Origin of the sequence: Streptomyces sp. NPDC057854, from assembly GCF_042797055.1 — a bacterium.
Taxonomy (GTDB): domain Bacteria; phylum Actinomycetota; class Actinomycetes; order Streptomycetales; family Streptomycetaceae; genus Streptomyces.
In genome coordinates this window covers 189,170-215,583 of the sequence record NZ_JBHVMF010000012.1, presented here as the reverse complement: position 1 = coordinate 215,583, position 26,414 = coordinate 189,170, and the positions used below count along the sequence as shown (strand labels likewise).

Sequence of the window (26,414 nt, the reverse complement as noted above, 5' to 3'; positions counted from 1 at the left end):
GTCAGCCGTACGCGCCCGCGAACCACTTCCGCACGGCCTCGGTGTGGAGGGGGAAGACCAGGGTGCGCGGTTCCGGGACGACGAGCCGGGCGGAGGTCTCCGGGGTCGGGGTGAAGGCGGGGAGGGCGTCGGCGGCGACGGGCGGGAGGAGCCCGAAGACCAGCAGGTGGTCGGCGGAGCCGAGGACGTCGGCGAGCCGGACGGCGTCCGGGTCGGCCGTCACGCCGGTCTCCTCGCGCAGTTCGCGGACGACGGCGGTGCGCCAGTCCTCGCCGTGGTCGACGAAGCCGCCGGGGAGGGCGGTGCCGCCGTGGCCGGGGTGGATGGCACGGGTGACGGCGAGCAGGCCGGTGCCCTCGGGGCCCGTGACGGGGAGCAGGGCGACGGCCACCGGGAGGGGGTTGCGGTAGGCGGTGGTGGCGCACGCGGGGCAGGTGCGGGGCCAGCCGGTGGTGCCGGACGGGTAGCGGGCGCCGCAGGCCGAGCAGTGGGAGTGCGGGACGGGTTCGGTGTCGGTCACGGGGGGACCGTACGCGAGGGGCTTTCCCGGCGGGGGCGGAACTGGTAGACCCGGTGCGCATGACTGGACTCGCCTCTGTCTTCCGTGCCCTCGCCGTGACGGGTGCCGCCGCGCTGCTCGCGGTCGCCGGTTCCGCCGTCCCGCCCGCCGTCTCCCCCGCCGTCGCCGTGCCGGAGCCGAAGGCTCCCCGGGAGTTCGTGGCGCTGGACGCGGTGGACCGGACGATCCTCCAGGAGATGCGGTACACCACCGCCCACAACTTCGTGGGCGAGCCGGTCGACGGCTACCGGCAGCCGCTGTGCCTGCTGACCCGGCCGGCGGCGGAGGCGCTGCGCCGGGCGCAGACGCGGCTGCTGGCGCGGGGCTACTCGCTGAAGGTGTACGACTGCTACCGGCCGCAGCGGGCGGTGGACCACTTCGTGCGCTGGGCGGAGGACCTGGCGGACGAGCGGATGAAGGCGGAGTTCTATCCGCGGGTGGCGAAGGAGCGGCTGTTCGCGGACGGGTACATCGCGGAGAAGTCCGGGCACAGCCGGGGTTCGACGGTGGACCTGACGGTCGTGCGGCTGCCGGCGGCGCCCACGCGCCCGTACGTGCCGGGCGAGGAGCTGACGTCGTGCACCGCGCCGTACGGGGAGCGGTTCCCGGACAGCTCGGTCGACATGGGGACCGGGTACGACTGCTTCGACACGCTGTCGCACACCGAGGACCCGCGGATCACGGGGGCGCAGCGGGCGAACCGGCAGCTGCTGAAGGGGGTGCTGGAGGCGGAGGGGTTCGTGAACCTTCCGGAGGAGTGGTGGCACTTCACGTTCCGTCCGGAGCCGTTCCCCTCGACGTTCTTCGACTTCCCGGTGGCACGCCGGTCGGTGGCCGGGCACTGACGCCGTGCCCGTCCCGGGGAACCGCCGAGGGCGGGCGCGGGGGTGCCGGGGCCGGTACGCGTGCGCGTGGCGGCCCCGGCGCCTCCGGCTCAGGTCGCGACGGGGGCGGGGTTCCGGTCGGCGAGGACGAGGGCGTGCTCGACGACGGCGACGAGGACGTTCTTGACCGACTCGCGGTCGCGGGCGTCGCACATCACCAGTTCGACCTCGGGGTCGAGGTCGAGCGCCGCCCGGACGGTCTCCGTGGGGTAGCGGCGGGCGCCCTCGAAGCAGTTGACGGCCACCGTGAAGGGGATGCCGCGCCGCTCGAAGTAGTCGATGGCGGCGAAGCTGTCCTCCAGGCGGCGGGTGTCGGCGAGCACGACGGCGCCGAGCGCGCCCTGGGCCAGCTCGTCCCACAGGAACCAGAAGCGGTCCTGTCCGGGGGTGCCGAACAGGTACAGGACCAGGTCCTCGCGGAGCGTGATCCGGCCGAAGTCCATGGCGACCGTGGTGGTCGTCTTGGACTCGACGCCGTGCAGGTCGTCGACAGGCCGGCCGGCCTCGGTCAGGACCTCCTCGGTCCGCAGCGGCCGGATCTCGCTGACGGCGCCGACCAGGGTCGTCTTGCCGACCCCGAAGCCTCCCGCGACCAGGATCTTCAGGGTCACCGGCTCGACGGCGGGCTTCCTGCGGCTAGAGCGCCCGAAGGCCATTGATCACCTCGCGGAGGATGCTCACGTCCGGCAGCTGGGCCGGCGGAACGGGGCGGGTCACGTGGACGAGTTCCTCGTCGACGAGGTCGCCGACCAGGACCCGGACCACCCCGACGGGGAGGTCGAGTCCGGCGGCGAGCTCGGCGATCGACTGGGGCTGTTCGGAGCAGCGCTCGACGATCTCCACGTGTTCCGGGGAGAGCGACTGGTCGCGGCCGGGGTCGTCGGCGGCGGGTTCGGGGACCACCACGGCGATGAGGTCGAGCCGGTGGCGGCCGGCGGCGCTCGTCCGGCCGCGGGTCATCGCGTACGGACGGACGACCGGTCCCGCCTCGTCGTCGTACCAGTGGTGGGGTGCGGCCGTCGGCCGGCCGCGCTCGGCTGCGTCGCTCATGCGGGGCGGCTCACCCTCCCGTGGACAGACCGGTCCGGGGGGCCGTGCCGAGGTGGGTGCCGACCCGCTTGACCATGAGGGTCATCTCGTAGGCGACCTGGCCGACGTCGGAGTCCGCGTCGGCGAGGACGGCCAGGCAGCTGCCGTCGCCGGCGGCGGTCACGAAGAGGAAGGCGTCCTCCAGTTCGACCACGGTCTGCCGGACGCGGCCCGCCTCGAAGTGGCGGCCGACGCCCTTGGCGAGGCTGTGGAAGCCGGAGGCCACGGCGGCCAGGTGCTCGCCGTCCTCGCGGCTGAGGTCCTTCGACGCGCCGGTGGGCAGGCCGTCGCTGGACAGCACCAGGGCCTTGCGGATGGCGGCGACGCGCTGGACCAGCTCGTCGAGGAGCCAGTTCAGCTCGCCGTTGCCCTGGACGGAGCTGCTGGTGCTTGCTGCGGCGTTCGGTGCGGTCATCGACCGTCCCCCTCGGGTGTCGTTCCGTGTGCTGTGGTGTCGTCCTGGGCGGTGCCGTCCCGGCGGCCGCGCTGCCAGCCGCGCTGCATGGCGGCCATGCGGGCCCGCACCTCCTCGGCGTCCCGCTCGAAGGCGTCGTCGGCGGCGGGCCGCTCGGCGGGGCGGTCTCCGGCGCGGTCACCGGCCGGGGCGTCGGCCGGCTGCCCGGTCTCGCGGAGCTGCGGGACGAGGCTGGCCTGCCGGACCCGGCGCGGCAGCCCGTCGAGCGTGGGGGCCGGGGCGGGCCCGCCCGCCGGCGGTGCGCCCGGGGCCGGCGCCGGGCGGGTCTCGGTGCCCTCCGGGCGCACGGGGACGAGGGTGGGTCCGGTCGGGCGGGGCGCCGTGCGGCGGTCCGGTCCGGGGGCGGGGTGGGCACGGCCGGGCTCGTCGAGCCGGCGTCCGCGGTCGACGACCAGGGTCGGCTGGTGGCGGCGCGGCAGCGGCAGCGGGTCCCGCGTGCCGTCCTCGCCCGCCGGGTCGTCGCCGGCCCGGCAGTCCTCGGCCTGGTCGGGGGCCTGCTGGTGCTGCTCGCCGGCGGGGACGAGGCCGGTGCGGCGGCGCTGCGGGCGGAAGAGCCCGCCGCGCTCGCTGTCCTCGTCGAGGAGGTCGGCGGAGCGGTCGAGGAGGGTCTCGACGTCCTCGGGGTCGAACGGCGGCTCCAGTTCGACCGGTCCGTCCAGCGGGCGGCCCTGCGGTGCGGCGGGGCCGCCGTCCGGGCCCGTCTCGTCCGCCAGGTCGGGCACGCGCGCGAGTGCCGGGCGGCGCCGTGGGAGCGGGGCGTCGCCGAGCACGCCGGCCACCGCCCCGGAGGTCGTACGGGATCCGCCGGAGGCGTGGTGCGGGTCGCCGCCGGCGGTGCGCGGGTCGGCGGAGGCGCGGTCCAGGCGGAAGCCCGCGCCCTGCGTCTCGGGGGCGTCGGTGAGCAGCGCGGCCGGGATGAAGACGACGGCGGTGGTGCCGCCGTACGGGGAGGTCTGGAGCGAGACGCGGACGTTCTGGCGCTGGGCGAGCCGGCTGACCACGAAGAGGCCGAGGCGGTCGGTGTCGGAGAGCTCGAACTCGGGGGTCTCGGCGAGCCGCAGGTTGGCGTCGAGCAGGACGTCGGGGCTCATGCCGAGGCCGCGGTCGTGGATCTCCAGGGTGAAGCCGTTGGCGACCCGCTCGCCGAGGACCTGGACGGCGGTGTGCGGGGGCGAGAACACGGTGGCGTTCTCGAGGAGTTCGGCGATGAGGTGGGTGAGGTCGGCGACGGCGGGGCCGGCGACGCCGAGCCGGGGCAGCCGGCGGACCTCGACGCGCTCGTAGTCCTCGACCTCGGCGACGGCGGCCCGGACCACGTCCATGAGCTGCACGGGCTTGCGCCACTGGCGGGACGGGGCGGCGCCGGAGAGGATCACCAGGCCCTCGGCGTGGCGGCGCATGCGGGTGGTGAGGTGGTCGAGGCGGAAGAGGTCCGCGAGTTCGTCGGTGTCCTCGGTGCGCCGCTCCATGGTGTCGAGCAGGGTGAGCTGGCGGTGGAGCAGGACCTGGTTGCGGCGGGCGAGGTTGACGAAGACCTCGGAGACGCCGCGGCGCAGCTCGGCCTGCTTGACGGCGGCCTCGACGGCGGCGCGCTGGAGGGTGTTGAGGGCCTGGCCGACCTGGCCGACCTCGTCCTCGCCGTACTTCAGGTGCGGGACCTCGGTCTCGACGTCGACGTGCTCGCCGGCGGCGAGGCGGCGCATGACGCTGGGCAGGCGGACGCCGGAGACCTCCTGGGACTCCTTCTGGAGGCGGCGCAGGTCGCGGACGAGGGACCGGCCGACGCGGACCGAGATGCCGACGGAGGCGAGCAGCGCGAGGAAGCCGAGGACGCCGGCGACGCCCGCCTTGAGCAGGACGCTGTACGCGGCGGGCTGGACGCGGTCCTGGTAGCGGTCGCCGGCGGCGGTGTTCTCGCGGGCCAGCTCGTCGAGGACGGGGCTGGCCTCGTCCTGCCAGTGGGCCGGGGTCGCGGAGCGGGGGCGCTCGGTCGGGCCCTCGGTGACGAACGCCTCCTCGGCGGCGCGCAGGGCCGCGGTCTCGGGGCTGCGCCAGTACTGCTCGAAGCGCTGCCGTTCGGCGGCGGGGAGGAGTTCGAGGTTGACCTCGTACGTCTGCTTGCGGACGGCGACGAGGTCGGAGACGGCGCGGACCTCCTGGGCGGTGACGCGGTCGGCGACGAGCGCGGAGAGGACCAGGGCGTCCTCGCGGGAGAGGAGTTCGCGGGCGCGGGTGATGCCGACGAGGGCGCGGCCCTGCTTGTCCATCTCGACGTTCTCCAGCGCGTGAAGGGTGACGAGGAAGCTGTAGCAGGGGTCGACGAGGCGGTTGTAGAACTCCAGCGCCTGGAGGCGGCCGATGCTGCGCTTCTCGATCGAGCGGCGCAGGGAGGTGATCTCCTCGAAGGCGGCGAGGAGCGAGTTGAGCTTCTGGGTGGTGACCGGGCGCATCTCCTCGCGGACGCCGGGGTCCTCGGCGTTGGCGCGGATGCGGTCCATCTGCCGGTCGGTGGCGAGGCGGGCCTCGCGGAGCTGGGCGAGCGCCTCGGAGCCGCGGGGGTCGGCGAGGTAGACGAGGGACTGGCGGCGTTCGAGCTGGAGGACGCGGGCGGTGTCCTCGATGGGGTAGCCGACCTTGTCGACGATGTAGCCGACGTCGAGGAGCTGGTCCGCCTCGCGTCCGGTGAGGACGGTGGCGAAGCCCCAGAGGCCGGTGAGGGAGACGAGCGGTACGAGGAGCAGCGCCACGATCTTCCGGCGGATGGACTTCCCGCGAAAGCGCATGGCCTCCCCCAGTACGGTCTCCGCGGCACGGAGGTCCCTCGAACGGCGTCGCCGCGTCAACACGGCGCGTCAACCTTCGGTTTCAACAAACGGCGGCGCGAGCCTACTACTGCATCGCGACCATCTCGAAGGTGTGTCTGGGCGATTTTCAGCCTGTCGAGTGAGCGTTGATCATGAGATGTCCTGGTATTCCAGAAGTTCGCATCGGCCACTGTGGCGCAGGACACGCAAGGGTGCGCGATTTCCCGTCGGGTTTCCGTCGTGGGCGCAATGGCTGGAATCGTTCGTTCCGGTCGCGTTGTGCGGTGCGGTGCGGTGCGGTGCGGTGGGGAAACCTTTTCCCTGTCCAGAGCGTCATGAAGTACGGGGAATCGCTCGGTCCGGACACGGGCCGGGCACGGACCGTGTCCGGACCGAGCGCGGCCCGGCCGGCCGCGCCGCGCGCCGTGTGGAATCACCGGAACCGGGCAGCCATCCCTGGGAACGTCGTGCGGTTGGGGAGTGACAGGACATGGATGACGAGACGCGGACCGCGCGTCCGTTGTGGGTGGAGGACACGCGGGGACTGCGGAGGATGCCGGACCCGGTGCGGAACGCGGCGGTGCGGGCGGTGATGTTCACCTCGGTGACGATCATCCTCGCCGTCGTCGCCTTCCTCACCTCGGTCACCGGCTCGTGGCTGGCCGTGCCGATGACGATCGCGGCGGTCGCCGCGACGGTCGTGGCCACCTGGAGCGTGCTGGACATCTGGATCACCCGCCAGGTGTGGCGGCAGCGCAACGGCGTGGTCTCCGAGCCGAGCAGCAGCGCCTACGGGGCGCGCCGGGAGCGGGTCGCGGAGGAGCGGGTCGCCTGACGGCGCGCCTCCGACGACCGGGAGAACCCGGACTGGCGGAAGGCCCGGGCCCTTGCGGGGTCCGGGCCTTCGTCGTGTCTACGGCGCGGGTGCCGGGGGCGCCGTGTCCACGGTGCGGGTGGCGGGGTCGCCGTGGCTACGGCGCGGGTGCCAGGCTCGGCTCCTCGTCCTGGTGGCGGCGGAACATGCGGGTCGCCGTGATCTCGCCGTGGATCGTCTCGCCCTCCCCCGACGGCTGCGGCAGCCCCGGCCGCAGGTGCTCCTCGACGCTGATGTACTTCAGGCCGGCCCGCAGGTCGGCGTCGTTGCGCAGCCGGATCACCAGCGGGAACTCGGCGAGCGCCGTGGTGTCGAACAGGCCCGTGGTGTACAGCAGCTGGACGCCGAGCGCGTCCGACACCGCCCGCTGGAGCTCCAGCAGGTACGTGGCGTTGGCCCGGCCGATCGGGTTGTCGAGGAACAGCGTGCCGGCGTGCCGGTGCTTGTCCCGGCCCCGGTCGTTGGAGCGCAGCGCCGCCATCGTGCAGTACAGCGCGATCGCCGCGGTGAGCAGCTGGCCGCCGGAGAACACGTCGCCCATCTGCCCGACCGGCACCCGCTCGGCGCGCAGCACCGCGTCCGGCTTCAGGATCTCGACCGCGACGCCCTTGGGTTCGAGCGCCGCCTGCACCCCGCGCAGCAGCAGCGACATGCCGTCGCGGCGCAGGTCGGAGTTCTTCTTCACGGCGGCGCGGGTCGCCTCGTCGACCACCTCGCCGAGCCGCTCGGTGAGGGTCGCCTGGTCCGGCTCCTCGAAGCGGATCCGCAGGAACTCCTGGCCGGACCACTCGCCCAGGCCGTCCGGGAGGCGGGAGAGCCGCTGGGCGGAGCGGAGGGTGGCGAGGGAGCTCTCCACCAGGCCGCGCAGCCGGTCCACGATCGAGTCGCGGTTGCGCTCCAGCTGGGCCAGCTCGTCGGTGAGGACCCGCAGGCGGGGCGCGAACGCCTCCGCCCACTTCGCCGCGTGCTCGGGCAGCGCGGAGGCGGGCAGTTCGCGGATCTGGAGCCGGGCCGGGGTGCGGACCTGCTCGTAGCGGGTCGCGTTGGCGTGCCGGACGAGGATGTCGCTCGCCTCGCGCACCGACGCGTCGGCGGCGGACAGTTCGGCGGTGCAGGCGCGCAGCGCCCGGCGGGCCTCGCCGGCCGTCGTCCTGGCCTCCACCAGGGTGCCCGGGTACGGCTCCTGCTCCTCCTGCTCCTCCTCCGCGTGGTCGCGCAGCAGGTCGCGGAGGAGCGCGGCGGTCTCGTCGAAGCCGCCGGCCGCGTCCTCGGCGGCGCGGTGGTCGCGCAGCAGCCCGGCGTGGGCGGCGCGGGCCGCCTCCAGGGCGTCGCTGCGGGCGGCGAGTTCGGCGGTCGCGGTACGCAGCAGGGCCTGCGCCTGGTCGGCGTCGGCCGGGACCAGCTCCTCCGGCAGCTCGGTGTGGGCCTCGCCGTCCTCGGGGGCCAGCCGCTCGGACTCGCCGCGGAGCCGGCCGAGCTTCTCGCTCGCCTCGGAGGCGCGGGTCTCCAGCATCTGCACCAGGGACTCGGCGCGGGCGGCGGCGGCCTGCCGGGACGGGCCGTCGGCGCCGTCGGTGGACTCCAGGAGCTGTTCGGCGCGGGTGCGGACCTTGTTGGTCAGCCGGTCCAGCTCGGCGAGGGCCGCGGACTCGTCGCTCTCGGCGCGGGCCTGCTCGGCGCGCAGGTCCGCGCCGACGCCGACCTTCTCGTACACCTGGGAGGCGGCCCGGTACGCCTCGCGGAGGGTGGGCAGCGCGGCGCGGGGCGCGTCGGGGTCCTGCTCCGGCAGCTGTTCGGGGGCGCCGGCGATCTCGGCGCGCTCGGCGCGCAGCGCGCGGGCGGTGCGGTGGGCGTCGTCGGCGGCGCGCTGGGCGGCCCGGCGGTCCTCGTCGGCGGCACGCGCGCGTTCCAGGCAGGTCTGGGCGCGGGCCTCGGCCTCGGCGGCGTCGTCGGCGAGTTCGCGGAGCTTCGCCTGCCAGGCGGAGCGCTCGCGGAGCCGGAAGGCGAGACCGGCGAGGGCGTCGGCGACCCGGCGGGCGCGCTGGGCGGCCTCCTGGCGCTCGTCGCGGACCGCCAGGGCCTCGGCGGCGGCCTCCTCGGCCTCGGCGCGCGCGGCGCGGGCCTCGTCGAGGGCGCGGGCGGCGGTCTCGGCGGTCTCGCGGGCGGTGGCGGCGACGGCGGCGAGCTCGGCGAGCATGCCGGGCGGGCAGTCGGCGCGCCAGGCGCCGATCCGGGCGGCGAGGGCGCGGTCGCCGGCGAGCCGGGCGGCGAGGGCGCGGATCTCCTCGTCGCGGGCGGCGGCCCGGGCGCGCAGCGCCTGCCGCTCCTCGTCGGCGGCGTGCTCGTCGTGCATGGCCGGGTTCGGCGGCACGAGGAAGACGCCGGTGTCGCCGCCGTCCTGCGGCGGTACGGGGGCGAGGAGGGCGGCGGCGGTGCCGACGGCGACGGCGGAGCGGGGCAGCAGGGCGGCGGAGGCCAGGGCCTCGCGGGCGCGCCCGTACGAGACGGGGTCGGTGATGACGACGCCGTCGACGAGTTCGGGGCGGGCGGCGAGCACGCGCGCGTGGTCGGCGGGGTCGACGGACTGGGCGAGGTAGCGCCAGCCGGGGAGGGCGGGGATGCCGTGCTCGCCGAGGAACTCGACGGTGGCGAGGACGTCCGGGCCGGGCGGCAGCAGGCCGCCGTCGCCGAGGGCGCCGAGGATGCGGGAGTCGTCGGCGGCGGCGGTGCGCAGGTCGAAGAGCTGGCGTTCGGCGGCGGAGACGGCGCCGTCGAGGAGGCGGCGCAGTTCCTCGGCGTAGCGGTCGAAGTCGGTGACGGAGAGCGGTGCCTGGGCATCGGACTCCCCGTCGGTCCGGTCGGGCGTGGCGGCGGTGTCGGGGGTGTCGTCGCCGGTGCCGGCGGCGCGCTGGCCGGGCAGCGGGGATCCGGCGCCGGGCAGGCCGAGGAGTTCGGCGAGGCGTTCCTCGGCGGCCAGGGCCTCGGCGGCGCGGCGCTCGGCGTCGTAGGCGTTGCCGGCGGCCTCGGCGGCGTCGGCGGCGCGGGCGGCGGCGAGTTCGGCGCGGGACTCGGCGGCGGCGGCCTCGCGGGCGCGGTCGCTCGCGGTGCGGGCGAGTTCGCGGGCGGCGTCCCAGGCGGCGACGGTCGTCTTCTCGGCGTCGGCGGCGGCGAGGGCGGCGCGGGCCGGGTCGGCGTCGGGGGCGGAGTCGTCAAGCCAGCCGGCCCGGACGGCCTCGGCGGTCTCCTGCTCGACCTCGGCGAGGCGCTGGCGCAGGTGCCCGGCCTCGCTGCGGGCCCGCTGGGCCTCGGTGGCGGCGGCGGTGGCGTCCCGGTGGGCGGTCTCGCTCGCCTCCTGGAGGGCGGTGGACCGTTCCTCCTCCTCGGCGGCGTGCCGCTCGCCCTCCTCGGCGGCGGCGGCGAGGGCCCGGACGAGGTCGGCGGCGGCCTTGGCGCGGGCGGCGAGGGCCGGGGCGGCGTCGCGCTCGGCCTCGCGGATGGCGGCGGCCACGCGCGCGGAGCGGTCGCTCGCGGCGCGGTGGCGGAGCACCGACTCGGCGGCCTGCCAGGCGGAGTGCAGGGTGCGGGCCTCGATGAGTTCGCGGCGCTGCGCGGCGGCGCCCTTCTCGGCGGCGGCGAGCGCCAGGGAGGCGTGCCGGTAGGCGAGTTCGGCGGCGATGAGGGCGCTGCGCTCGCGGGCCGTCTCGGCCTCGGACACGGCGTGGCCGGCGGCGGTGACCTGCTGGGCCAGTTCGGCGGCGCGGGCCCGCTCGGCGGCGGCGCGGCCGGAGAGCCGGCGGGCGAGGGTGCGGGTGCGGCGCTCGGCGGCGGCGTGCACCTCGCGCGCGTGGGCGCGGGTTCCGGCGGCGTCCACGATGCGGCCCAGGAGGTCGACGGAGCCGGCGGTGAAGTCGCGTTCTGCGGTGAGTTCGGCGCGGCGGCCGAGCTTGTTGCCGAAGCCGCCGACGAGGTCGGCGAGGCCGTCGGTGTCGCGGGTGTCGGTGACCGCGCGGAGGAGGAGGTCGGTGAAGTCGGAGTCCTTCTTGACCGCGAAGAGGCCGGCGGCCTCGCCCTCATCGGCGTTCATCTCGCGCTGGTAACGGAAGAGTTCGGGGTCGAGGCCGAGCTCGCCCAGGTGCTCGTTCCAGCGGTCGTGGATCTCCTCCCACACCACGTCGAGGTGCGGGTACGCCTTCCCGGCGTCGGTGAGGGCGTCGCGGAAGCCCTTCATGGTGCGGCGGCGGCCGGTGGCGCCGGAGGCGCCCTCGGCGGCGGGGCGGACGGAGGTCGCCTCGGCGACCGGGAGGCTGTCCAGGCTGAGGCCGGGGCCGGGGCGGAAGGAGTACCACGCCTCGGCGAACTTCCGCGGGTCGTTGGAGACCTGCCGGCCGCGCCACTCGCTGACCTTGCCGACGACGACGAGTTCGCCGGTGAGGGTGTGCTGCCACTCCAGGGCGACGTGGCCGCAGTCGTCGGCGAGCAGGAACTTGCGGAGCACGCCGGAGCTGGCGCCGCCGAGGGTGTTGCGGTGGCCCGGGAGCATCACCGAGAAGATGAGCTTGAGGAGGACGGACTTGCCGCCGCCGTTCTCCAAGAAGAGCACGCCCGCGGGTGCGGGGCGGCGCGGCGGGCCGACGGGCTCCTCCTCGAAGAACTCCGCCTGGGTGGGGGCGGGGTTCGGCACGGGGGCGCCGACGCCGCGCAGGTCCAGGACGGTGTCGGCGTAGCGGGCGCCGGCGGGGCCGATGGAGTAGAGGCGGACCCGGGACAGCTCGTACATGGCGAGGGACTCTCGTGCTCTCGTGCTCGGGAAGTTCGGTGGGGCGGGATCGCGGCGGCCCGGGGGACGCGGGAGGTCGTGGGGTTACGCGTGGAAGGGCAGGCCGGCGTCGGCGGCGAGGTGCAGGTCGTCGCCCTCGGGCGGCGGGACGAGGGTGGCGGTGCCGTCGCTGACGGGGACGATGCCGAGGTCGAGGAGTTCGGCCAGGGCGGCGGAGCCGGCCATGTCGCGGACCTGGAGCTGGTAGCGGGCGGTGGTGCGGTACGAGCCGCCGTTCTCGTCGCCGGTCCGCTGGAGGAAGCCGGAGTCGGTGAGGAAGGCGACGGCCTTGGCGACGATGCCGGTGGTGGAGCCCGCGAGACGGCGGGCGTCCTTCGTGGCGCCGGTGGTGCTGCGGCGCGCGTAGACGCGCCAGGCGGCCTCCAGGCCCGGGGCGTCGGAGGCCGGGTCGGTGTTCTCGCCCTGCTCCTCGGCGCGCTGCTCCAGCCGGAGGCACGCCTGGCGGACGAAGGAGTCGACGCCGTTGACGGTGAGCCGGCCGATGTACGCGTCGTCGGCGAGGTCCTCGGGGCGCGGGAAGGCCATCGCGGCGACGGCGAGGTGCGCGAGGCCGTGCAGGAAGCGGTCGGCGGAGTCGGTGTTGGCGCGGCGGGCGTAGTCGCCCATGCGGACGGCGAAGACGGAGTCCTCGCCGGCGGTGACGGCCATCCCCGCGCGCGGGGAGACCTCCAGGACGATCAGGCCGAGGCCGGTCGCGACGGCGTCGGCGAGCCGCGCGAAGGCCGGGTCCTCCTGGTAGCGGCGCAGCAGTTCGGCGTACTCGGCGTCGCGGGCGGGCAGCAGCTTCGGCTGGAGGCCGAAGGAGACGAGCCGCGCGGCGTCGGCGGCGTCGGCCGGCGTGACGCCGCCGGAGGCGGGGGCGGCGGCCGGGGGCCGGGGGGACTCCTGCTCGCTCCACGCGTCCGGGTGCCCGTCGTACTCGGTGTGCTGGACGTCGCTCACGGCTGGGGCTCCTCGGTGCGGCTCTCGTTCGGTACGGCTGCGGTGCCGGCGGCCCGGGGCAGGGGCAGCGGCACGGGGGTGACGGCGGCGGGCGGCGCGGGCGCCTCGCCCGGCGCGGGCGCCGGCTCCTGCGGCGCGCCCCCGAGACGTACGGCGCGGACCGAGGGCAGCGCGCGGCGGCGCCCGGCCGCCCGGGGCGCCTCGGGCAGCGGGACGGCCCCGAGGCGGGGCCCGTCGCCGGGCCGCGCCCACGCGGCCGGTTCGGCGGCGGCCCCGGCGGCGGGCGAGTCCACGAAGGGCGCGAGGAGACGGGGGCCGGGGGCGGCGGGCGCGGGGGTGGTGGCGCTGCCGGGGCCGGGGCCCGGCTGGGTGGCCGGCGCGGGCTCGGCGGCTTCGACGGTCGGCTCGGGCTCGGGCGGCGGGGCCGGTGCGGGGGCCAGGTGGAGTACGGCCTCCGGGTCGGGGAGCCACGCGCGCATCGCGCGGCGCGCGGCGGGGCCCTGGGCGGGGCCGGGGGCCGTCGAGGTGGCGTCGGAGACGTACGTCACGTCGCCTCCGTACGGTCGGCGGCCATGCCGGCGGCGTCGAGCAGCGCCGTACCGACGATGAGGTCGGCGCCGCCGAAGCCGGGGTCGTCCAGCGGGGTGCCGTCGTCGACGGCGAAGAGCAGCCGCTCCTCGCCCTGCCGGTAGGCCGTGCCGACCGGCGGGCTGGCCGCGTGGACGGCCAGCAGGGCCACCAGGTAGGCGAGGTCCTCGCCGCCGGTGGCGCGGGCCTCGGCGAGCAGGCCGGAGAGCCGGCGCGGGGCGTCGTGCTCCAGGTCGAGCAGGGCGAGCGCGTCCGCGAGCTGCCGCTCGCTGAAGCGGGAGTCGTCGGGCGTGGCGATCAGGTCCGGCTCGGGCATCTCCGCGCCGAGGTGCTCGCGCTCGACCGGCGGGGTGAGCAGCAGGTCCACGAGGTCGCCGAGGCGGACCGAGGCGGGGGTGCGCAGGCCGGTGCCGCGCGCGAAGAAGGCGTCGGTGACGCGGGTGGCCCGCTCGACGGGGAGCGGCAGCACGGGCGCGACGAGCTGCCCGTACAGGTCGAGGCCGGTGTACCGGGTGGGGGCGGCGAACGCCTGCCGGTCCTGCTCCGCGCGGAACAGCGGGCCGGCCTCCAGGAGCCGGGACTGGAGCTGGGTGTGGCGGCGGATGCAGTCCTTGACGATGTCGACCAGCTCGGCGGCGCGGCGCTTGTGCTCGGGCTCCTCGGCCTCGTCGCGGGCCTTGCGGATGTTGGTGAGGATCGCGTTCTCGTGGCGGTAGCGGTCGGCGACGTGGTCGAGCGCCTCGGCGATCATGTCGGGGACGCTGTGGAGCCAGTCCACCGCGCGCACGTTCCGCCGGGTGGCCTCCAGGGTCCTGCGGAGGGTCTCGGCGTACTGCACGGTCCGGTAACGGGCCTGTTCGGCGGCGAGCTGGGCGTCGGCGAGGCGGCCCCGGCTGATGAGGACCTCCAGCTTCACCTCGGCGGCGATCTGGGCGCTGGTGACGTCGGTGTCGAGGGCGCCGACGAGCACGTTGACGGCCTCGTCGGTGGTCCGGAGGCAGACGGTGCCGCCGTAGCCGGGGACTTCCTCGATGAGTTTGAAGTCGTAGTCGCGGCGGACGTACACGCCGTCGGTGCCGAAGGTGCCGTAGACGGCACGGAAGCCGCGGTCGACGCTGCCGACGTTGATCAGGTTCTCCAGGACCCAGCGGGCCACGCGCTCGTGCTCGGCGGCCGGGCGCTCGGGCGCCTGGGCGGCGACGCGGGGCAGCAGCCGGGCGACGACCTGGTCGTGGTCGGCGCCGGTGTCGAAGTCCATGTGGAGCGTGACGAGGTCGATGGCGGCGAGGGCGACCTCGGCCATCGCGTAGACCGTGTACTCGCCGGCGAGGTTGGCCTTGCGCGCGTCGAGGTCGTGCAGCGGCGCGGTGCACGCGAGCGCGCGCAGGCGCCGCGCGAGCCCTTCGTCGGCGGCCGGCCCCTGCGCGGGGCGCGGCCCCGCGCTGAGCTGGGGCGGAGCGAGGTCCGTCGAGGCAGGCGAAGTCACGGTGCACAGAGTAGGTCCTCGCACTGACATGGGTCGAAACGGCGCAGAAACCACCGCCCCGCCCCGGCCGGGGGCGGTACCCTCGCGCCCCCCCGCCGGGCCTCCGCCGGCGGACCGCCGCCTGCCGCTACTCGGCCGCCGGTTCGTCCACGGCCCGGGCGTAGGCGGCGGCGACGCGTTCGATCGAGTCGTCGAGGTAGCGGGTCAGGAGGCGTTCGGCGGCGGCCCGCTCCCCCGCCCGGAGGGCGTCCAGGATCTCCTTGTTGCGGGCGAGGTAGGGCTCGTGGAGGGCCTTCGGGTCGTCCACCACGTGGAAGGCGAGCCGGAGTTCGGCGAGGACGCCGCGCATGAGCTCGTCGGTGCGGGCGCTGCCGGCGAGGGCGACGAGTTCGCGGTGGAAGTGGATGTTGGCGGTGGAGACCCGGCGCCAGTCGCCGTCCCGGGCGGCGGCCTCTCCCTCGGCGACGGCGGCGGCGAGGCCGGCCACCGGGAAGGGCGGGTGGCCGAGGCCGCGCACGACGGCGCACTCGACGAGCCGGCGGGTGCGGTAGATGTCCTCGACGTCGTCGACGGCGAGGACCCGGACGAAGACCCCGCGGTTGAGCTCGTGGACGAGCAGCCGTTCGTGCGTGAGCAGCCGGAACGCCTCGCGCAGGGTGTTGCGGGACACCCCGAGGGCGCCGCCGATGCTCTCCTCGGAGAGCCGGGTGCCGGGCGGGAAGAAGCCCTCGGCGATCCGGGTGCGCAGGATGTCCGCGACCCGCTCCGCCGTGCTGGTGCGCCCGAGCAGCGCGCGGTCGTCCGCCAGTCCCCCGGTCGTCCCGGTGCCGCTCGCGTCCACGGTCCCCCTTCCGTTCGGGGCGTGCGCCCCCTTCGTCGTCCGGCCGCCGAGTCAACCGCAGAAACGGATCCGGGACAACAGCCCCCTTGTGGAATCGTTGAACAATCCCCTACCTTGGCGCCACCGCACGTCCCCGCACGGCCTCTCGTACGTCTCTCCGGCACGCCTCCCCCACTGCGAGGTGCAGATGAGCACGGCACAGACCCGGCAGCACTCCCCGGACGACCGGACCGACGCGGCCGGCCCGTTCGGCTGGCTGCGCGCCCTCGGACCGCGCGGACGGCGCGCCTTCGGCGGCGCGTTCGGCGGATACGCCCTGGACTCCTACGACTTCTTCACCCTGCCGCTGTCGATGGTGGCGATCGCCGCCTACTTCAGCCTGGACAAGGGCCAGACCGGGCTGCTCACCACGGTGACCCTGGTGGTCTCGGCCGTGGGCGGCGCGCTGGCCGGCGTACTGGCCGACCGCGTGGGACGTGTCAAGGCGCTGATGATCACCGTGATCACGTACGCGCTCTTCACCGTGCTGTGCGGCTTCGCGACCGACTACGAGACGCTGCTGGTCTTCCGGGCGCTCCAGGGCCTCGGTTTCGGCGGCGAGTGGGCCGTCGGGGCGATCCTGGTGGCCGAGTACGCCTCCGCCCGGCACCGCGGCCGGACGCTCGGCGCCGTGCAGTCCGCGTGGGCGGCAGGCTGGGCCCTGGCGGTGCTGGTGTACACGCTGGTGTTCCAGTTCTTCGACGCGGACCTGGCCTGGCGGATCCTGTTCTGGACCGGCGCGCTGCCGGCCCTGCTCGTGCTGTGGGTCCGGCGGAACGTGGAGGACGCCCCGGAGGCTGCCGCCGCGCGCGTGGCGAGCGCCGAACGGGGTTCGCTGCGGGCCGTGTTCCGGCCCGGGCTGCTGCGCGTCACGCTCTTCGCGACCCTGCTCTCCACGGGCGTGCAGGGCGGCTACTACACGCTGGCGACCTGGGTGCCGACCTTCCTGAAGACCGAGCGCGGGCTCACCGTGGTCGGCACCGGCGGCTATCTGGCGCTGCTCATCTCCGGTGCCTTCACCGGCTATCTGATGGGCGGGCACCTGACGGACCGGATCGGCCGGAAGCGGAACATCGCGCTCTTCGCCGTCCTGTCGGCGGTGTCGGTGATCGCGTACACCCAGATCCCGGCGGGCGCGAACACCCTCCTCCTGGTGCTCGGTTTCCCGCTGGGCTTCTGCATGTCGGCCATCTTCAGCGGCTTCGGCTCCTTCCTCGCCGAGCTGTACCCGACGCCGGTCCGCGGCACCGGCCAGGGACTCACGTACAACACCGGGCGCGCCGTCGGCGCGGTCTTCCCCACCCTGGTCGGCTTCCTCTCCGAGAGCTGGGGCGTCGGCGGCGCGCTGGTCTTCGGCGCGGTGGGGTACGGACTGGCCGTGGTGGCGCTGCTCGGTCTGCCGGAGACACGCGGAAAGGAACTCGGATGACCCCGACGAACGGCACCCCGACGAACGGCACCGGCCTCCGGGCGGACTCCGTCCCCGGCCCCCGGGAGGCACGCGCGCGTGCGCGAGCCGGGACGGCGGGCCCGACGGCCGGCTGGGCGCCGGGGCACGCCCAGGCCAATCTGATCGCGGTCCCCGCCGACTGGGCGTACGACGTGCTCCTGTTCTGCACCCGCAATCCGCGGCCGTGCCCGGTCCTCGACGTCACCGACGCCGGTTCCTGGACGACCGCGCTCGCGCCCGGCGCCGACCTGCGCACCGACATCCCCGCCTACCGCGTCTGGGAGGACGGGCGCCTGGTGGCGGAGCCGGCGGACGCCACGCCCTACTGGCGGGACGACCTGGTCGCGTTCCTGATCGGGTGCAGCTTCACCTTCGAGGGGGCGCTCGCCGCGGCGGGCGTGCCGCTGCGCCACGTCGAGCAGGGCCGGAACGTGTCGATGTACGTCACGGACCGGGCGTGCCGTCCCGCGGGGCGGCTGCACGGGCCGATGGTGGTGTCGATGCGCCCGGTGCCCGCGCGGCTCGTCCCGGTGGCGCGGCGGATCAGCGGGCAACTGCCGGCCGTCCACGGGGCGCCGGTGCACGCCGGCGACCCGGCGGCGCTCGGGATCCGTGACCTGGACCGGCCGGACTTCGGGGACCCGGTGGTCGCGGAGCCGGGGGACGTGCCGGTCTTCTGGGCCTGCGGGGTCACCCCGCAGGCGGCCGTCATGGCCTCCCGGCCGCCGTTCGCGATCACCCACGCGCCGGGGCGGATGTTCGTCACCGACGTCCGCGACGAGGAGTATCGGATCGCCGTCTGAGACGCGCGTACCACCGCACGACAGCACCACCGCACGACAGCACCTGGGAAAGGAACGGCACCACCATGAGCGGGGTCTCGATCGACCTGAACGCCGATCTCGGCGAGGGCTTCGGCCGCTGGACGCTGACCGACGACGAGGGGCTGCTGTCCGTCGTCACCAGCGCCAACGTGGCCTGCGGCTTCCACGCCGGCGACGCGGTCACCATGCGGCGGGTGTGCGAGCGCGCCGCCGAGCTCGGGGTACGGATCGGGGCCCAGGTCTCCTACCGGGACCTGGCCGGCTTCGGGCGGCGCGCCATGGACGTGCCCGCGGCGGAGCTGGCCGCCGAGGTGGCGTACCAGATCGGCGCGCTGGAGGTGTTCGCCCGCGCGGCCGGCTCCCGGGTGGCGTACGTGAAGCCGCACGGGGCGCTCTACAACCGGGTGGTGCGGGACGCGGAGCAGGCCGCGGCGGTCGTCGACGGGGTGCTGCTCGCGGGCGGCGTGCTGCCGGTGCTCGGGCTGCCGGGCTCGCGGCTGCACGAGGCGGCCGGGCGGGCCGGACTCCCGGTGGTCGCCGAGGCATTCGGCGACCGCGCCTACCGGGCCGACGGCTCCCTGCTGCCACGGGGGCAGGAGGGAGCCGTCGTGCACGACCCGGACACGGTGGTCGAGCGGTCCGTGGCCATGGTCCGGACGGGCACGGTGACCGCGCACTGCGGCACGCCGGTGGCCGTCCGGGCGCGTTCGCTCTGCCTGCACGGCGACACCCCGGGCGCGGTGGAGCTGGCCCGGCGCGTCCGGGCCGGTCTCGAGGCCGCCGGCGTCACGGTGGAGGCCTTCGCGTGAGGGTGCTGCGGGCCGGCGAGCGCGCCCTCCTGGTCGAACTGGCCGACGGCGCGCAGGCCGAGGCGTTCCACGCGGAGCTGCTGCGCCGCCGCGCGGAGGGCGCGCTGCCCGGCGTACGGGAGATCGTGCCGGCGGCGCGGACGGTGCTGCTCGACGGGCTGGCCGAGCCGGCGCGGCTCGCGGCCGAGCTGCCGGGGTGGGAGCTCCGGCCGTCGCCCGCGCGCGTGGGCGAGGCCGTGGAGGTCCCGGTCCGGTACGACGGGCCGGACCTGGCGGAGGTGGCGGCTCTGTGGGGGGTGACGCCCGGTGAGGCGGTACGCATCCACTCCTCGGCCGAGTTCCGGGTCGCGTTCTGCGGCTTCGCCCCCGGGTTCGGCTATCTGACGGGGCTCGACGCCCGCTACGAGGTCCCGCGCCGGGCGACCCCCCGGACGGCGGTCCCGGCGGGCGCGGTGGCGCTGGCGGGGCCGTACACGGGCGTCTATCCGCGCTCCTCGCCGGGCGGCTGGCACCTGATCGGGACGACGGACGTGGTCCTGTGGGATCCCGGGCGGGAGCCGGCGGCGCTGTTCTCGCCGGGCACGCGCGTGCGGTTCACGCCCGTGCCGGGCTCCGTCCCCGGGACGGAGGGCGGCCGGTGAACGCCCGTGCCGTCACCGTCGTGCGGCCCGGTGCCCTCACCACCGTGCAGGACCTCGGCAGGACCGGGTACGCGCACCTGGGCGTGCCCCGCTCCGGCGCCCTGGACCCCGCCGCCGCCCGGCTCGCGAACCGGCTGGTCGGCAACGACGAGGACGCCGCCGTCCTGGAGACCACGGTCGACGGCTGCGCCCTGCGCCCCCGGAACGCGGTGACCGTGACGGTGGGCGGCGCTCCTTGCGCGGTCCGGGCCGACGGCCGTCCGCTGCCCTGGGGCACCGCCGCGCGGGTCCCGGCCGGCGCGCTCCTGGAGGTCGGCGCGGCCGTGCGCGGGCTCCGCTCGTACGTGGCGATCGGCGGCGGGATCGCCGTCGACCCGGTGCTCGGCAGCCGCTCCACCGACCTGCTGTCCGGGCTGGGCCCGGAGCCGCTGACGGCGGGCGCGGTGCTGCCGCTCGGGGCGGCCACGCGCGCACCGGGGGCGGTCGACGCCCCGCCCTGGCCGGGTCCGCCGGACGAGCTCGTCCTGCGGGTCCGGTTCGGGCCGCGCGACGACTGGTTCACCCGGCGCGCGCTCCGCCTGCTCACCACGCGCGCGTACCGGGTCTCCCCGGCGAGCAACCGGATCGGGCTGCGGCTCGACGGTCCCGCCCTGGAGCGCGCCAGGGCCGGGGAGCTGCCCAGCGAGGGCATGGTCCTGGGGGCCGTGCAGGTGCCCCCGGACGGGTGCCCGGTGGTCTTCCTCGCCGACCACCCGACGACCGGCGGCTACCCGGTGGTGGCGGTGGTGCGGGAGACGGACCTGGGGGCGGCGGCGCAGGCCACGCCGGGCACGCCGGTCCGCTTCGTCACGGCCGGGTGACCGCGCGGTGCCCGCCCCGGTCGATCCAGGACTCCCGGCGCCCTGTCATGCCCCCGTTGTCGCCGCGAGGGCCTCCGCGAGGGCGGTCTCCGCGCGCGCGTCGAGCGGCCCGGCGCCGACCGGGTCCGTCCGGTGCAGCAGCTCCTCCGCGGCGAGGAGCAGCAGCTGGGGCAGCAGGTCCCGGCTGCGGCGCAGCACCCAGCCGGTGCCGGCGGTCGCGAGCCACCGGGCGGTCTCGGCGCGGGTGGGCGGCGGCTCGGAGGCGTCCGGGGACGGCGCGGGCCCGAGGGCCAGGCCGCGCTCCGCGAGCAGCCGGTGGAAGGCGCCGGCGACGGCCCGGTGGCCGCGTTCGCCAGGGTGGAGCCGGTCGGCGCTCCACAGCCGCCGGTCGGCGGTCCAGGCCGGGTCGGCCAGGTGGAGGTGGACGGCGTCGTGCCGGGCGGACAGCGCGTGCACGACCGCGTTCACGGACCGCCGACGCCGGGCGAGCGGCCGGGCCAGCGGCCCCGGCAGGCCGAGCATCCGCCCGGGGTCGGGCAGACAGGCCGTCAGGAGTACGGCTCCGGCCGCGTCGAGCGCGGTCAGCACCCGGTCCAGGCGGCGGGCGAACAGCCCTATGTCGAAGCCGTGCCGCAGGGTGTCGTTGACGCCGACGACGACGGACGCGAGATGCGGCCGGAGGGCGACCGCGCGGGGGGCCTGGTGCGCGGCGACGTCCGCGCTGAGCGCGCCGCTGACGGCGAGGTTCACGAACTCCAGGCGCTGCCCGGGCCCGGCGAGCCCGTCCGCGAGCAGCGCCGCCCAGCCGCGCCACGCCCCGCCGGCCCGGTCCCCGACGCCCTCGCTGAACGAGTCCCCGAGCGCCACGAACCGCAGCGGCCCGGCCGCAGGGCGGGCGGCGGGGGGTGCGGGGGCCTTCAGGGCAGCCGGGACCGCCGCCGTCCCGGGTGCCTCCGGCGCCGCCGCCGACCGCCCCGCCCCGGGGCCGCCCTGGGCCGGGACGCGGCTCGTCGTGGCCCCGCTCATCCGCCGACCTCCTGCGGCCGGGGCGCCTCCGCGGCGGTGGCCGTCGCCGTGGCCGCCTCGTGGGCGTGGAGGAAGGCGGTCACCGAGCGCTCCCAGGAGAAGCGCTCGGCACGCGCGCGTGCGGCGGCCCTGCGGGCGGCCTCGGGCAGGGCGAGCAGCCCGAGGGCGGCGTCCGCGAACGCCGCCGGGGCGTCGGCGGCCGCGGCGCCGGCCGTGCCGACGACCTCCGGGAGGGCCGAGGAGGCGCTGACGACGGCCGGGGTGCCGCAGGCCAGGGCCTCCAGGGCGGAGAGCCCGAAGGTCTCGGCGGGTCCGGGGGCCAGGCACAGGTCGGCGGCCGCCTGGAGGTCGGCCAGCTCCTCCCGGTCGGCGACGTGCCCGAGGAACCGGACCGGGAGCCCCCGCTCCCGGGCCCGCCGCTCCAGGCCGGGCCGCAGCGGCCCGTCGCCCGCGACGACCAGCCGGGCCGGCACGCCGGCGTCCAGCAGCCCGGCGAGCGCGTCCAGGGCCGTGCCGGGCCGCTTCTCCACGGAGAGGCGGGAGCACAGCACCAGCAGGACCGCGGCGCCCTCCGCGTACCGGGCCCGTACGGCGGGATCCCGGCGGCCGGGCCGGCAGCGTTCCAGGTCGACACCGAGCGGAGCCCGTACGACATTGCGCGCGCCGACGCGGACGAACTCCTCCTCCGCCCACGCCGTGGTGCAGACGATCCGGCCGTAGGCCCACGCGGTGCGGCGGTTGAGCCGGTCGGCCGCGCGGGCGGCGAGGCCGGCGGGGACGCCCCAGGTGCGCAGGACGCCGTCGGCGGTCTCGTGGGAGACCATCACCGAGGGGACGCGGGCGCGGCGGGCCCATTCGCCGGTCCAGCGCAGGGTGGTGCGGTCCGAGACCTCGATCCGGTCGGGGGCGAGCCGGTCCAGGAGGTCGGCGACCCGGCGCCGGTCGGTGAGGACGCGGTAGCCGCCGGTGCCGGGCAGCTCGGGCCCGGGCAGGGTGACGATCCGGCCCTGTTCGGCCGGTTCGTCGGCGGCGATCGCACCGGGGACGATCAGAACGGGGTCGTGGCCGGCCGCGCGGTAGCCGCGCCCGAGCCGGTCGAGAGCCGTCCGCAGGCCGCCGGAGGTGGGGGTGACGAAGTTCGCCAGCCGGACGATCCGCAGCCCCTCGCGGCCGTACGAGGCGCGGTACGCGCGCGTGGCGCCGCCGCCGCGCCGGCCGGGCGCCGTCCCGGTCACGCCGCCACCGCCGTCCGCTCGCGCAGGACCTCCAGGTAGTGGCCGATCAGCTCGTCGCCGAGGGCTTCCCAGGTGCGGCCCTCGACGGCGGCGCGGCCGGCCCTGCCGTAGGCGGCGCGCAGGCCGGGGGCGCCGGCGAGGGAGGTGACGGCCTCGCGGAGGGCGAGGGGGTCCTCGGCGGGGACCAGGAGGCCGGTGCGGCGGTGGTCGACGAGGTCGAGGGGGCCGCCGGCGGCCGGGGCGATCACCGGGAGGCCGCTGGCCATGGCCTCCTGGACGGTCTGGCAGAAGGTCTCGTACGGGCCGGTGTGGGCGAAGACGTCGAGCGAGGCGAAGACCCGCGCGAGGTCGTGGCCGGTACGGCGGCCGAGGAAGGCGGCGCCCGGAAGGCGTGCGCGGAGGGCGGCCTCGCTGGGGCCGTCCCCGACCACCACGAGCCGCACGCCCGGCAGGCCGTCCGCGGCGGCGAGCAGGTCCACGCGCTTCTCCGGGGCGAGCCGGCCCACGTACCCGACGAGGAGCGCGCCGTCCGGGGCGAGGGCGCGGCGCAGCTCCGGGTCCCGGTGGCCGGGGTGGAAGCGGGTGGTGTTGACGCCCCGGCCCCAGAGGCGTACGCGCGCGATGCCGTGGTCCTCCAGGTCGCGGCGGGCGGCCCGGGACGGAGCGAGGGTGCGGTCGGCGGCGCCGTGGACGGCGCGGAGCCGGCGCCAGGCGGTGGCCTCGCCGGCGCCGACGTAGGTGCGGGCGTAACCGGCGAGGTCCGTCTGGTAGACGGCGACGGTGGGCACCCGGAGGCGGGTGGCGGCGGCCATGGCGCGGACGCCGAGGACGAAGGGCCCGGCGAGGTGGACCAGGTCGGCGCGGTGGGCGGAGATGGCGGCGGCGACGCGGCGGCTGGGGAGGGCGACCCGGACCTGGGCGTAGCCGGGCAGCGGCAGCGAGGGGACGCGGACGACGGGGCACGGCGCGTCGGCGTCGGCGGCGGGGTCGGGGACGGCCGGGGCGATCACGAGGGGCTGGTGGCCCCGGCGGACGAGGTGGCGCGCGGTCTGCAGGGCGCAATGCGCCACACCGTTGATGTCGGGGGGAAAGGATTCGGTGACGATGACGACACGCATACGGGTGTTCTCGTCCCGCCCGACGTGGCCCCGCCGACGTGAATCTGGACGCCGGGGGAACGTCCCGTGAGCTTTTCCCGCCCGGCCGGCCGAGACCACCCGGACCACCCGGCCCGCGCGGCGACGGGCCGCCCCACGCGCGCGTGCTCCCCGGCGAGCGTGCCAGGGAGCACGGAAGCCGGGGAGCACAGGAACCGCGGAACGCAGGAACAGCGGAACACGTCCGTCCGGTCCCGGGGCGGGGCCACGTCGGCGGGGTGCCGCCGCAGGCCGCGCCGCCCCGGGCGGGGGCGGTGAGGGGCCGGGTCAGACCTGGAGGTCGGGCCCGATGCGGTTGCCGGCCGCCGTCTGGACCTCGGCCTCCTCCGCCGGGTCCGCGGCGAGGCGGCGCAATCGCTCGGCCACGCGCGCGTCGGCCGTCTCGGCGTGCTGCGCGGCGATCTCGCGCGTGGTCTCCTCGCAGTCCCAGAGGCACTCGACGGCGAAGCCGCTGGCGAAGCGGGGGTCGGTGGCCGCGAGGGCGCGGGCGGTGCGTCCGCGCAGCTGGGAGGAGGCCGTCTCCCGGTAGACGTGGCGCAGCACGGGGGCCGCGCAGGCGATGCCGAGGCGGCCCGCGCCGTCGACGAGGGCGCCGAGGGCGGGCGCGTCGGGCCCGGCGGCGCGGATGGCACTGCGCAGCGCGCCGAGGACGAGCGGGGCGTCCCGCTCGTCGCCCCGCGCGGCGAGGAGTTCACCGGCGGCGGTGCCGAGCGGGTCGGTGCGCCGGACCCAGGCGCGGGCGCGGGCGACCGCGTCCTCGCCGCACATGCGGAGGTAGGCGGTGACGGCGGCGCGGGCGACGTACAGGGCGTCGCGGTCGACGGCCCCGGGGACGTCGCCGTACGGGGCGCCCTGTCCGGCGGCCTCGGCGGCGGCGGCCGCGTCGAGCGGGTGGACGGCGTCGGCGGCGGCCTCGACGAGGCCGAGGACGGCGGGGTCCCGGAGGGCGGCCAGGTGGTGCAGGACGGCGGCCCGTGCGCCGGGGGCGCCGGCGCGGCCGGCGGCCAGCAGCTCGGGGCGGTCCTCGGGCCCGGCGACGGCGGCCAGGCAGCGGGCGGCGGGGCCGGCGAGGTCGGCGCCGCGCTCGTACCCCTCCTGGGCCCAGTCGAGGACGGCGCGGACGCTCCAGCCGGGCCGGGGCCCGGCGGGGCGCAGCTGCCGCTGCCAGCGGTCGAAGGAGCCGGCCTCCTGGGCGGCGCGGACGCGGGCGCCGACGGCGTCGCGCTGGTCCTCGGCCCACAGCCGCCAGGGGCGGGGCTCGAAGGCGTCGCGGACGGTGCCGGCGAGCGCGGCGTCGCCGGCCTCGTCGCGGGGGAAGCGGGCGAGGACGGGCTCGGCGAGGGCGCGCAGTCCGGCGTCGTCGTCGCGGAGCGCGAGCTCGTCGAGGGCCCAGGTCCAGTTGGCGCCGGTGGCCGCGTAGCGCCGCAGCAGGAGCAGGGCGTCGTGGCGGCCGTAGGAGGCGAGGTGGCCGAGGACGGCGAGGGCGAGCCCGGTGCGGTGCTCGTCGGTGTCCAGGTGGTCCTCGGGCGCGAAGAGGTGCGCCTCGATGGCCTCCAGACCTCCGTGGAGGTCGAGGTAGAGCCGGGCGTAGTACAGGGAGCGGTTCTCGACCCGCCAGTCGTGGCGGGGGTCGGCGAGCACGCAGCGGTCGAGGGCCGCGAGGGCCTCCGCGCGTGGGGCGGCGAGGGCGTGCAGGGTGCCGTCGCCGCGGCCCCTCTGCAGGAGGCCGAGCAGGGTGCCGCTCGGCGCTATGGCTGGTTCGAACATGGAAGACGCCTCACATCAAGCTGTCGACACGACGGGGTGGACCGGGGTGGGCCGGGCCGGGCGCTCTGCCCGTCCGCGGGGTGGCCGCCCTAGTAGGCCGCGGGACAACATGTCGGGCCGTCCGTCGTCGTACGCCGCTTGTCTGCGCTGCTCATCTTCCTCTGCCTCTCGTCCGTGGCCCGGCCGTACGGCCGGGCTTGTCGTCATGATGACCGACCGTTTCCACCGCCGCGACCACATTTACGACACCGCTCCCACCTGGGGTTAAGCCGTCGTTCACCGTCCGGCGAAGAGCTCCAGGAGCTCGGCCTTGCCGAACATGCGGGCGGTGTCCACGGCGGACGGAGTGCCGGACTCCGGATTCGCGCCGCCGGCGAGCAGGGCGCGGATCACGGCGTCCTCGCCCTTGAAGACGGCGCCGGCGAGCGGGGTCTGGCCGCGGTCGTTGGCGCGGTCGGGGTCGGCGCCGCGCTCCAGGAGGGCGGCGACGGCGGCGGCGTGGCCGTGGTAGGCGGCGAGCATGACGAGGGAGTCGCCCCGGTCGTTGGTGAGGTTCGCGGGGACGCCCGCGTCGACGTAGGCGGCGAGGGCCGCGGCGTCGCCGGTGCGCGCCAGGTCGAAGACCTTCGACGCCAGCTCGACGACCTCGGGGTCCGGGGTCTCGCTCATCTCTTCACAACCGCCTTCCGTGCTCCGTGTGGGTCCCGCGCGCGGGCCGCCCGGTACCGCCTGCCCTTGACCTGCGCACGGCAAGCGCGGCCGTACGAGTGAATCGACAGGGTACTGCCCGGGCGGTGACATGGCCGCGTCCGGCCGAGGCAAGGATCACGGCGTCCACCGCCCGTGACCGGCGCCTCCCGGTGCCCCATACCCCACTTCGGCGGTTTCGCCACCCGGGACGGCATCCCCCGTCCGCCGGTCAAGTGAAAACGCCTGGCATTCACCCGAATGCACCTTTAGTCACATAGATACTTGCCGTGAACCTGGAAGGACTCTTCGTGACTGTCCCCTCAACCAGGAGAAGAACCAATGATCCTGTCCATCTCAGGCGTGGTCCTGCTCGGCATCATCTGCTTCCTGTTCTTCAAGAAGGACGGCCTCAAGGCGTCGCACGCCCTCGTCTGCGCGCTCTTCGGCTTCTACCTGGCGGGCACCGCCATCGCACCGAGCATCACCGCGGGCGGCCAGAGCCTGGCCGGCCTGCTGGGCGGAATCAAGTTCTGACGC

23 protein-coding genes are annotated in these 26,414 nt (G+C 76.5%); 8 read left to right on the top strand and 15 right to left on the bottom strand.

The genetic code is table 11. The features are described from left to right. Nucleotide 1 precedes the first annotated feature (1 nt). On the bottom strand, nucleotides 2-520 hold the full coding sequence (locus tag ACFVQZ_RS19540; RefSeq protein ID WP_030493689.1) for an NUDIX domain-containing protein: 519 nt from the start codon (nucleotides 518-520) through the stop codon (nucleotides 2-4). A 59-nt stretch (nucleotides 521-579) separates the two neighbouring features. Here ACFVQZ_RS19540 and ACFVQZ_RS19535 point away from each other — a divergent pair, with 59 nt between their 5' ends. Beyond that, nucleotides 580-1,404 (top strand): M15 family metallopeptidase, encoded by an 825-nt coding sequence (locus tag ACFVQZ_RS19535; RefSeq protein ID WP_383624221.1) that lies wholly within the window; start codon nucleotides 580-582, stop codon nucleotides 1,402-1,404. Nucleotides 1,405-1,493: 89 nt separating this feature from the next. Here the strand turns inward: ACFVQZ_RS19535 and ACFVQZ_RS19530 are convergent, their stop codons facing one another. Genes ACFVQZ_RS19530 through ACFVQZ_RS19515 form a run of 4 tightly spaced genes read right to left on the bottom strand, consistent with a single transcriptional unit; the run spans nucleotide 1,494 to nucleotide 5,790 of the window. Then, the gene (locus ACFVQZ_RS19530) at nucleotides 1,494-2,099 is read right to left on the bottom strand and encodes an ATP/GTP-binding protein (RefSeq protein ID WP_030493687.1); all 606 of its coding nucleotides are present in this window, start codon (nucleotides 2,097-2,099) and stop codon (nucleotides 1,494-1,496) included. Further along, on the bottom strand, nucleotides 2,080-2,493 hold the full coding sequence (locus ACFVQZ_RS19525; protein ID WP_030493686.1) for a DUF742 domain-containing protein: 414 nt from the start codon (nucleotides 2,491-2,493) through the stop codon (nucleotides 2,080-2,082). Before ACFVQZ_RS19525 ends, ACFVQZ_RS19530 begins: the two co-directional genes overlap by 20 nt. 10 nt (nucleotides 2,494-2,503) lie before the next feature. Beyond that, nucleotides 2,504-2,947, bottom strand: a complete 444-nt coding sequence (locus ACFVQZ_RS19520) for a roadblock/LC7 domain-containing protein (protein WP_030493685.1) — start codon at nucleotides 2,945-2,947, stop codon at nucleotides 2,504-2,506. Then, nucleotides 2,944-5,790 carry a nitrate- and nitrite sensing domain-containing protein gene (locus tag ACFVQZ_RS19515; protein WP_383624216.1) on the bottom strand — a complete coding sequence of 949 codons (2,847 nt, stop codon included), beginning with the start codon at nucleotides 5,788-5,790 and terminating at the stop codon, nucleotides 2,944-2,946. Before ACFVQZ_RS19515 ends, ACFVQZ_RS19520 begins: the two co-directional genes overlap by 4 nt. 511 nt (nucleotides 5,791-6,301) lie before the next feature. Between ACFVQZ_RS19515 and ACFVQZ_RS19510 the strand changes: the two genes are divergently transcribed. Then, nucleotides 6,302-6,646 (top strand): hypothetical protein, encoded by a 345-nt coding sequence (locus tag ACFVQZ_RS19510; RefSeq protein WP_383624213.1) that lies wholly within the window; start codon nucleotides 6,302-6,304, stop codon nucleotides 6,644-6,646. Between the two features lie 136 nt (nucleotides 6,647-6,782). On the opposite strand, the gene ACFVQZ_RS19505 is transcribed toward ACFVQZ_RS19510, so the two are convergent. The 5 genes from ACFVQZ_RS19505 to ACFVQZ_RS19485 all read right to left on the bottom strand — a co-directional run bounded on the left by ACFVQZ_RS19505 (nucleotide 6,783) and on the right by ACFVQZ_RS19485 (nucleotide 15,379). Further along, a complete protein-coding gene (locus ACFVQZ_RS19505; protein WP_030493682.1) occupies nucleotides 6,783-11,462 on the bottom strand; it encodes a hypothetical protein in 4,680 nt (1,559 codons plus the stop codon). Between the two features lie 84 nt (nucleotides 11,463-11,546). Then, the gene (locus tag ACFVQZ_RS19500; protein ID WP_030493681.1) at nucleotides 11,547-12,464 is read right to left on the bottom strand and encodes a hypothetical protein; all 918 of its coding nucleotides are present in this window, start codon (nucleotides 12,462-12,464) and stop codon (nucleotides 11,547-11,549) included. Continuing rightward, nucleotides 12,461-13,012, bottom strand: a complete 552-nt coding sequence (locus ACFVQZ_RS19495) for a hypothetical protein (RefSeq protein ID WP_383624209.1) — start codon at nucleotides 13,010-13,012, stop codon at nucleotides 12,461-12,463. The genes ACFVQZ_RS19500 and ACFVQZ_RS19495 overlap by 4 nt, the downstream gene beginning before the upstream one ends. Next, nucleotides 13,009-14,538, bottom strand: a complete 1,530-nt coding sequence (locus ACFVQZ_RS19490) for a hypothetical protein (RefSeq protein ID WP_030493679.1) — start codon at nucleotides 14,536-14,538, stop codon at nucleotides 13,009-13,011. Before ACFVQZ_RS19490 ends, ACFVQZ_RS19495 begins: the two co-directional genes overlap by 4 nt. A 127-nt stretch (nucleotides 14,539-14,665) precedes the next feature. Then, a complete protein-coding gene (locus ACFVQZ_RS19485; RefSeq protein WP_030493678.1) occupies nucleotides 14,666-15,379 on the bottom strand; it encodes a GntR family transcriptional regulator in 714 nt (237 codons plus the stop codon). Between the two features lie 187 nt (nucleotides 15,380-15,566). Here ACFVQZ_RS19485 and ACFVQZ_RS19480 point away from each other — a divergent pair, with 187 nt between their 5' ends. The 5 genes from ACFVQZ_RS19480 (at nucleotide 15,567) to ACFVQZ_RS19460 (ending at nucleotide 20,002) form a co-directional block, all read left to right on the top strand. Next, on the top strand, nucleotides 15,567-16,847 hold the full coding sequence (locus ACFVQZ_RS19480) for an MFS transporter (protein WP_383624206.1): 1,281 nt from the start codon (nucleotides 15,567-15,569) through the stop codon (nucleotides 16,845-16,847). Next, nucleotides 16,844-17,671, top strand: a complete 828-nt coding sequence (locus ACFVQZ_RS19475; protein ID WP_030493676.1) for a putative hydro-lyase — start codon at nucleotides 16,844-16,846, stop codon at nucleotides 17,669-17,671. The genes ACFVQZ_RS19480 and ACFVQZ_RS19475 overlap by 4 nt, the downstream gene beginning before the upstream one ends. A 65-nt stretch (nucleotides 17,672-17,736) precedes the next feature. Next, entirely contained in the window at nucleotides 17,737-18,501 is a 765-nt protein-coding gene (locus tag ACFVQZ_RS19470; protein ID WP_030493675.1) for a 5-oxoprolinase subunit PxpA, read from the top strand. Then, entirely contained in the window at nucleotides 18,498-19,142 is a 645-nt protein-coding gene (locus ACFVQZ_RS19465; protein WP_030493674.1) for an allophanate hydrolase subunit 1, read from the top strand. Before ACFVQZ_RS19470 ends, ACFVQZ_RS19465 begins: the two co-directional genes overlap by 4 nt. Further along, nucleotides 19,139-20,002, top strand: a complete 864-nt coding sequence (locus ACFVQZ_RS19460) for a biotin-dependent carboxyltransferase family protein (RefSeq protein WP_383624201.1) — start codon at nucleotides 19,139-19,141, stop codon at nucleotides 20,000-20,002. The genes ACFVQZ_RS19465 and ACFVQZ_RS19460 overlap by 4 nt, the downstream gene beginning before the upstream one ends. A gap of 45 nt (nucleotides 20,003-20,047) precedes the next feature. On the opposite strand, the gene ACFVQZ_RS19455 is transcribed toward ACFVQZ_RS19460, so the two are convergent. The 5 genes from ACFVQZ_RS19455 to ACFVQZ_RS19435 all read right to left on the bottom strand — a co-directional run bounded on the left by ACFVQZ_RS19455 (nucleotide 20,048) and on the right by ACFVQZ_RS19435 (nucleotide 25,856). Further along, nucleotides 20,048-21,028, bottom strand: a complete 981-nt coding sequence (locus tag ACFVQZ_RS19455) for an SGNH/GDSL hydrolase family protein (RefSeq protein WP_383624198.1) — start codon at nucleotides 21,026-21,028, stop codon at nucleotides 20,048-20,050. Next, nucleotides 21,025-22,263 carry a glycosyltransferase gene (locus tag ACFVQZ_RS19450; protein ID WP_383624193.1) on the bottom strand — a complete coding sequence of 413 codons (1,239 nt, stop codon included), beginning with the start codon at nucleotides 22,261-22,263 and terminating at the stop codon, nucleotides 21,025-21,027. The genes ACFVQZ_RS19455 and ACFVQZ_RS19450 overlap by 4 nt, the downstream gene beginning before the upstream one ends. Continuing rightward, nucleotides 22,260-23,381, bottom strand: coding sequence for a glycosyltransferase family 4 protein (locus ACFVQZ_RS19445; RefSeq protein WP_383624190.1), 1,122 nt, complete (start codon nucleotides 23,379-23,381; stop codon nucleotides 22,260-22,262). Before ACFVQZ_RS19445 ends, ACFVQZ_RS19450 begins: the two co-directional genes overlap by 4 nt. A 306-nt stretch (nucleotides 23,382-23,687) precedes the next feature. Then, nucleotides 23,688-25,187, bottom strand: coding sequence for a HEAT repeat domain-containing protein (locus ACFVQZ_RS19440; protein ID WP_383624187.1), 1,500 nt, complete (start codon nucleotides 25,185-25,187; stop codon nucleotides 23,688-23,690). A gap of 276 nt (nucleotides 25,188-25,463) precedes the next feature. Then, the gene (locus tag ACFVQZ_RS19435) at nucleotides 25,464-25,856 is read right to left on the bottom strand and encodes an ankyrin repeat domain-containing protein (RefSeq protein WP_030493668.1); all 393 of its coding nucleotides are present in this window, start codon (nucleotides 25,854-25,856) and stop codon (nucleotides 25,464-25,466) included. Nucleotides 25,857-26,216: 360 nt separating this feature from the next. Between ACFVQZ_RS19435 and ACFVQZ_RS19430 the strand changes: the two genes are divergently transcribed. Next, nucleotides 26,217-26,411 carry a hypothetical protein gene (locus ACFVQZ_RS19430; protein ID WP_030493667.1) on the top strand — a complete coding sequence of 65 codons (195 nt, stop codon included), beginning with the start codon at nucleotides 26,217-26,219 and terminating at the stop codon, nucleotides 26,409-26,411. The last annotated feature ends 3 nt before the right edge of the window (nucleotides 26,412-26,414 follow it).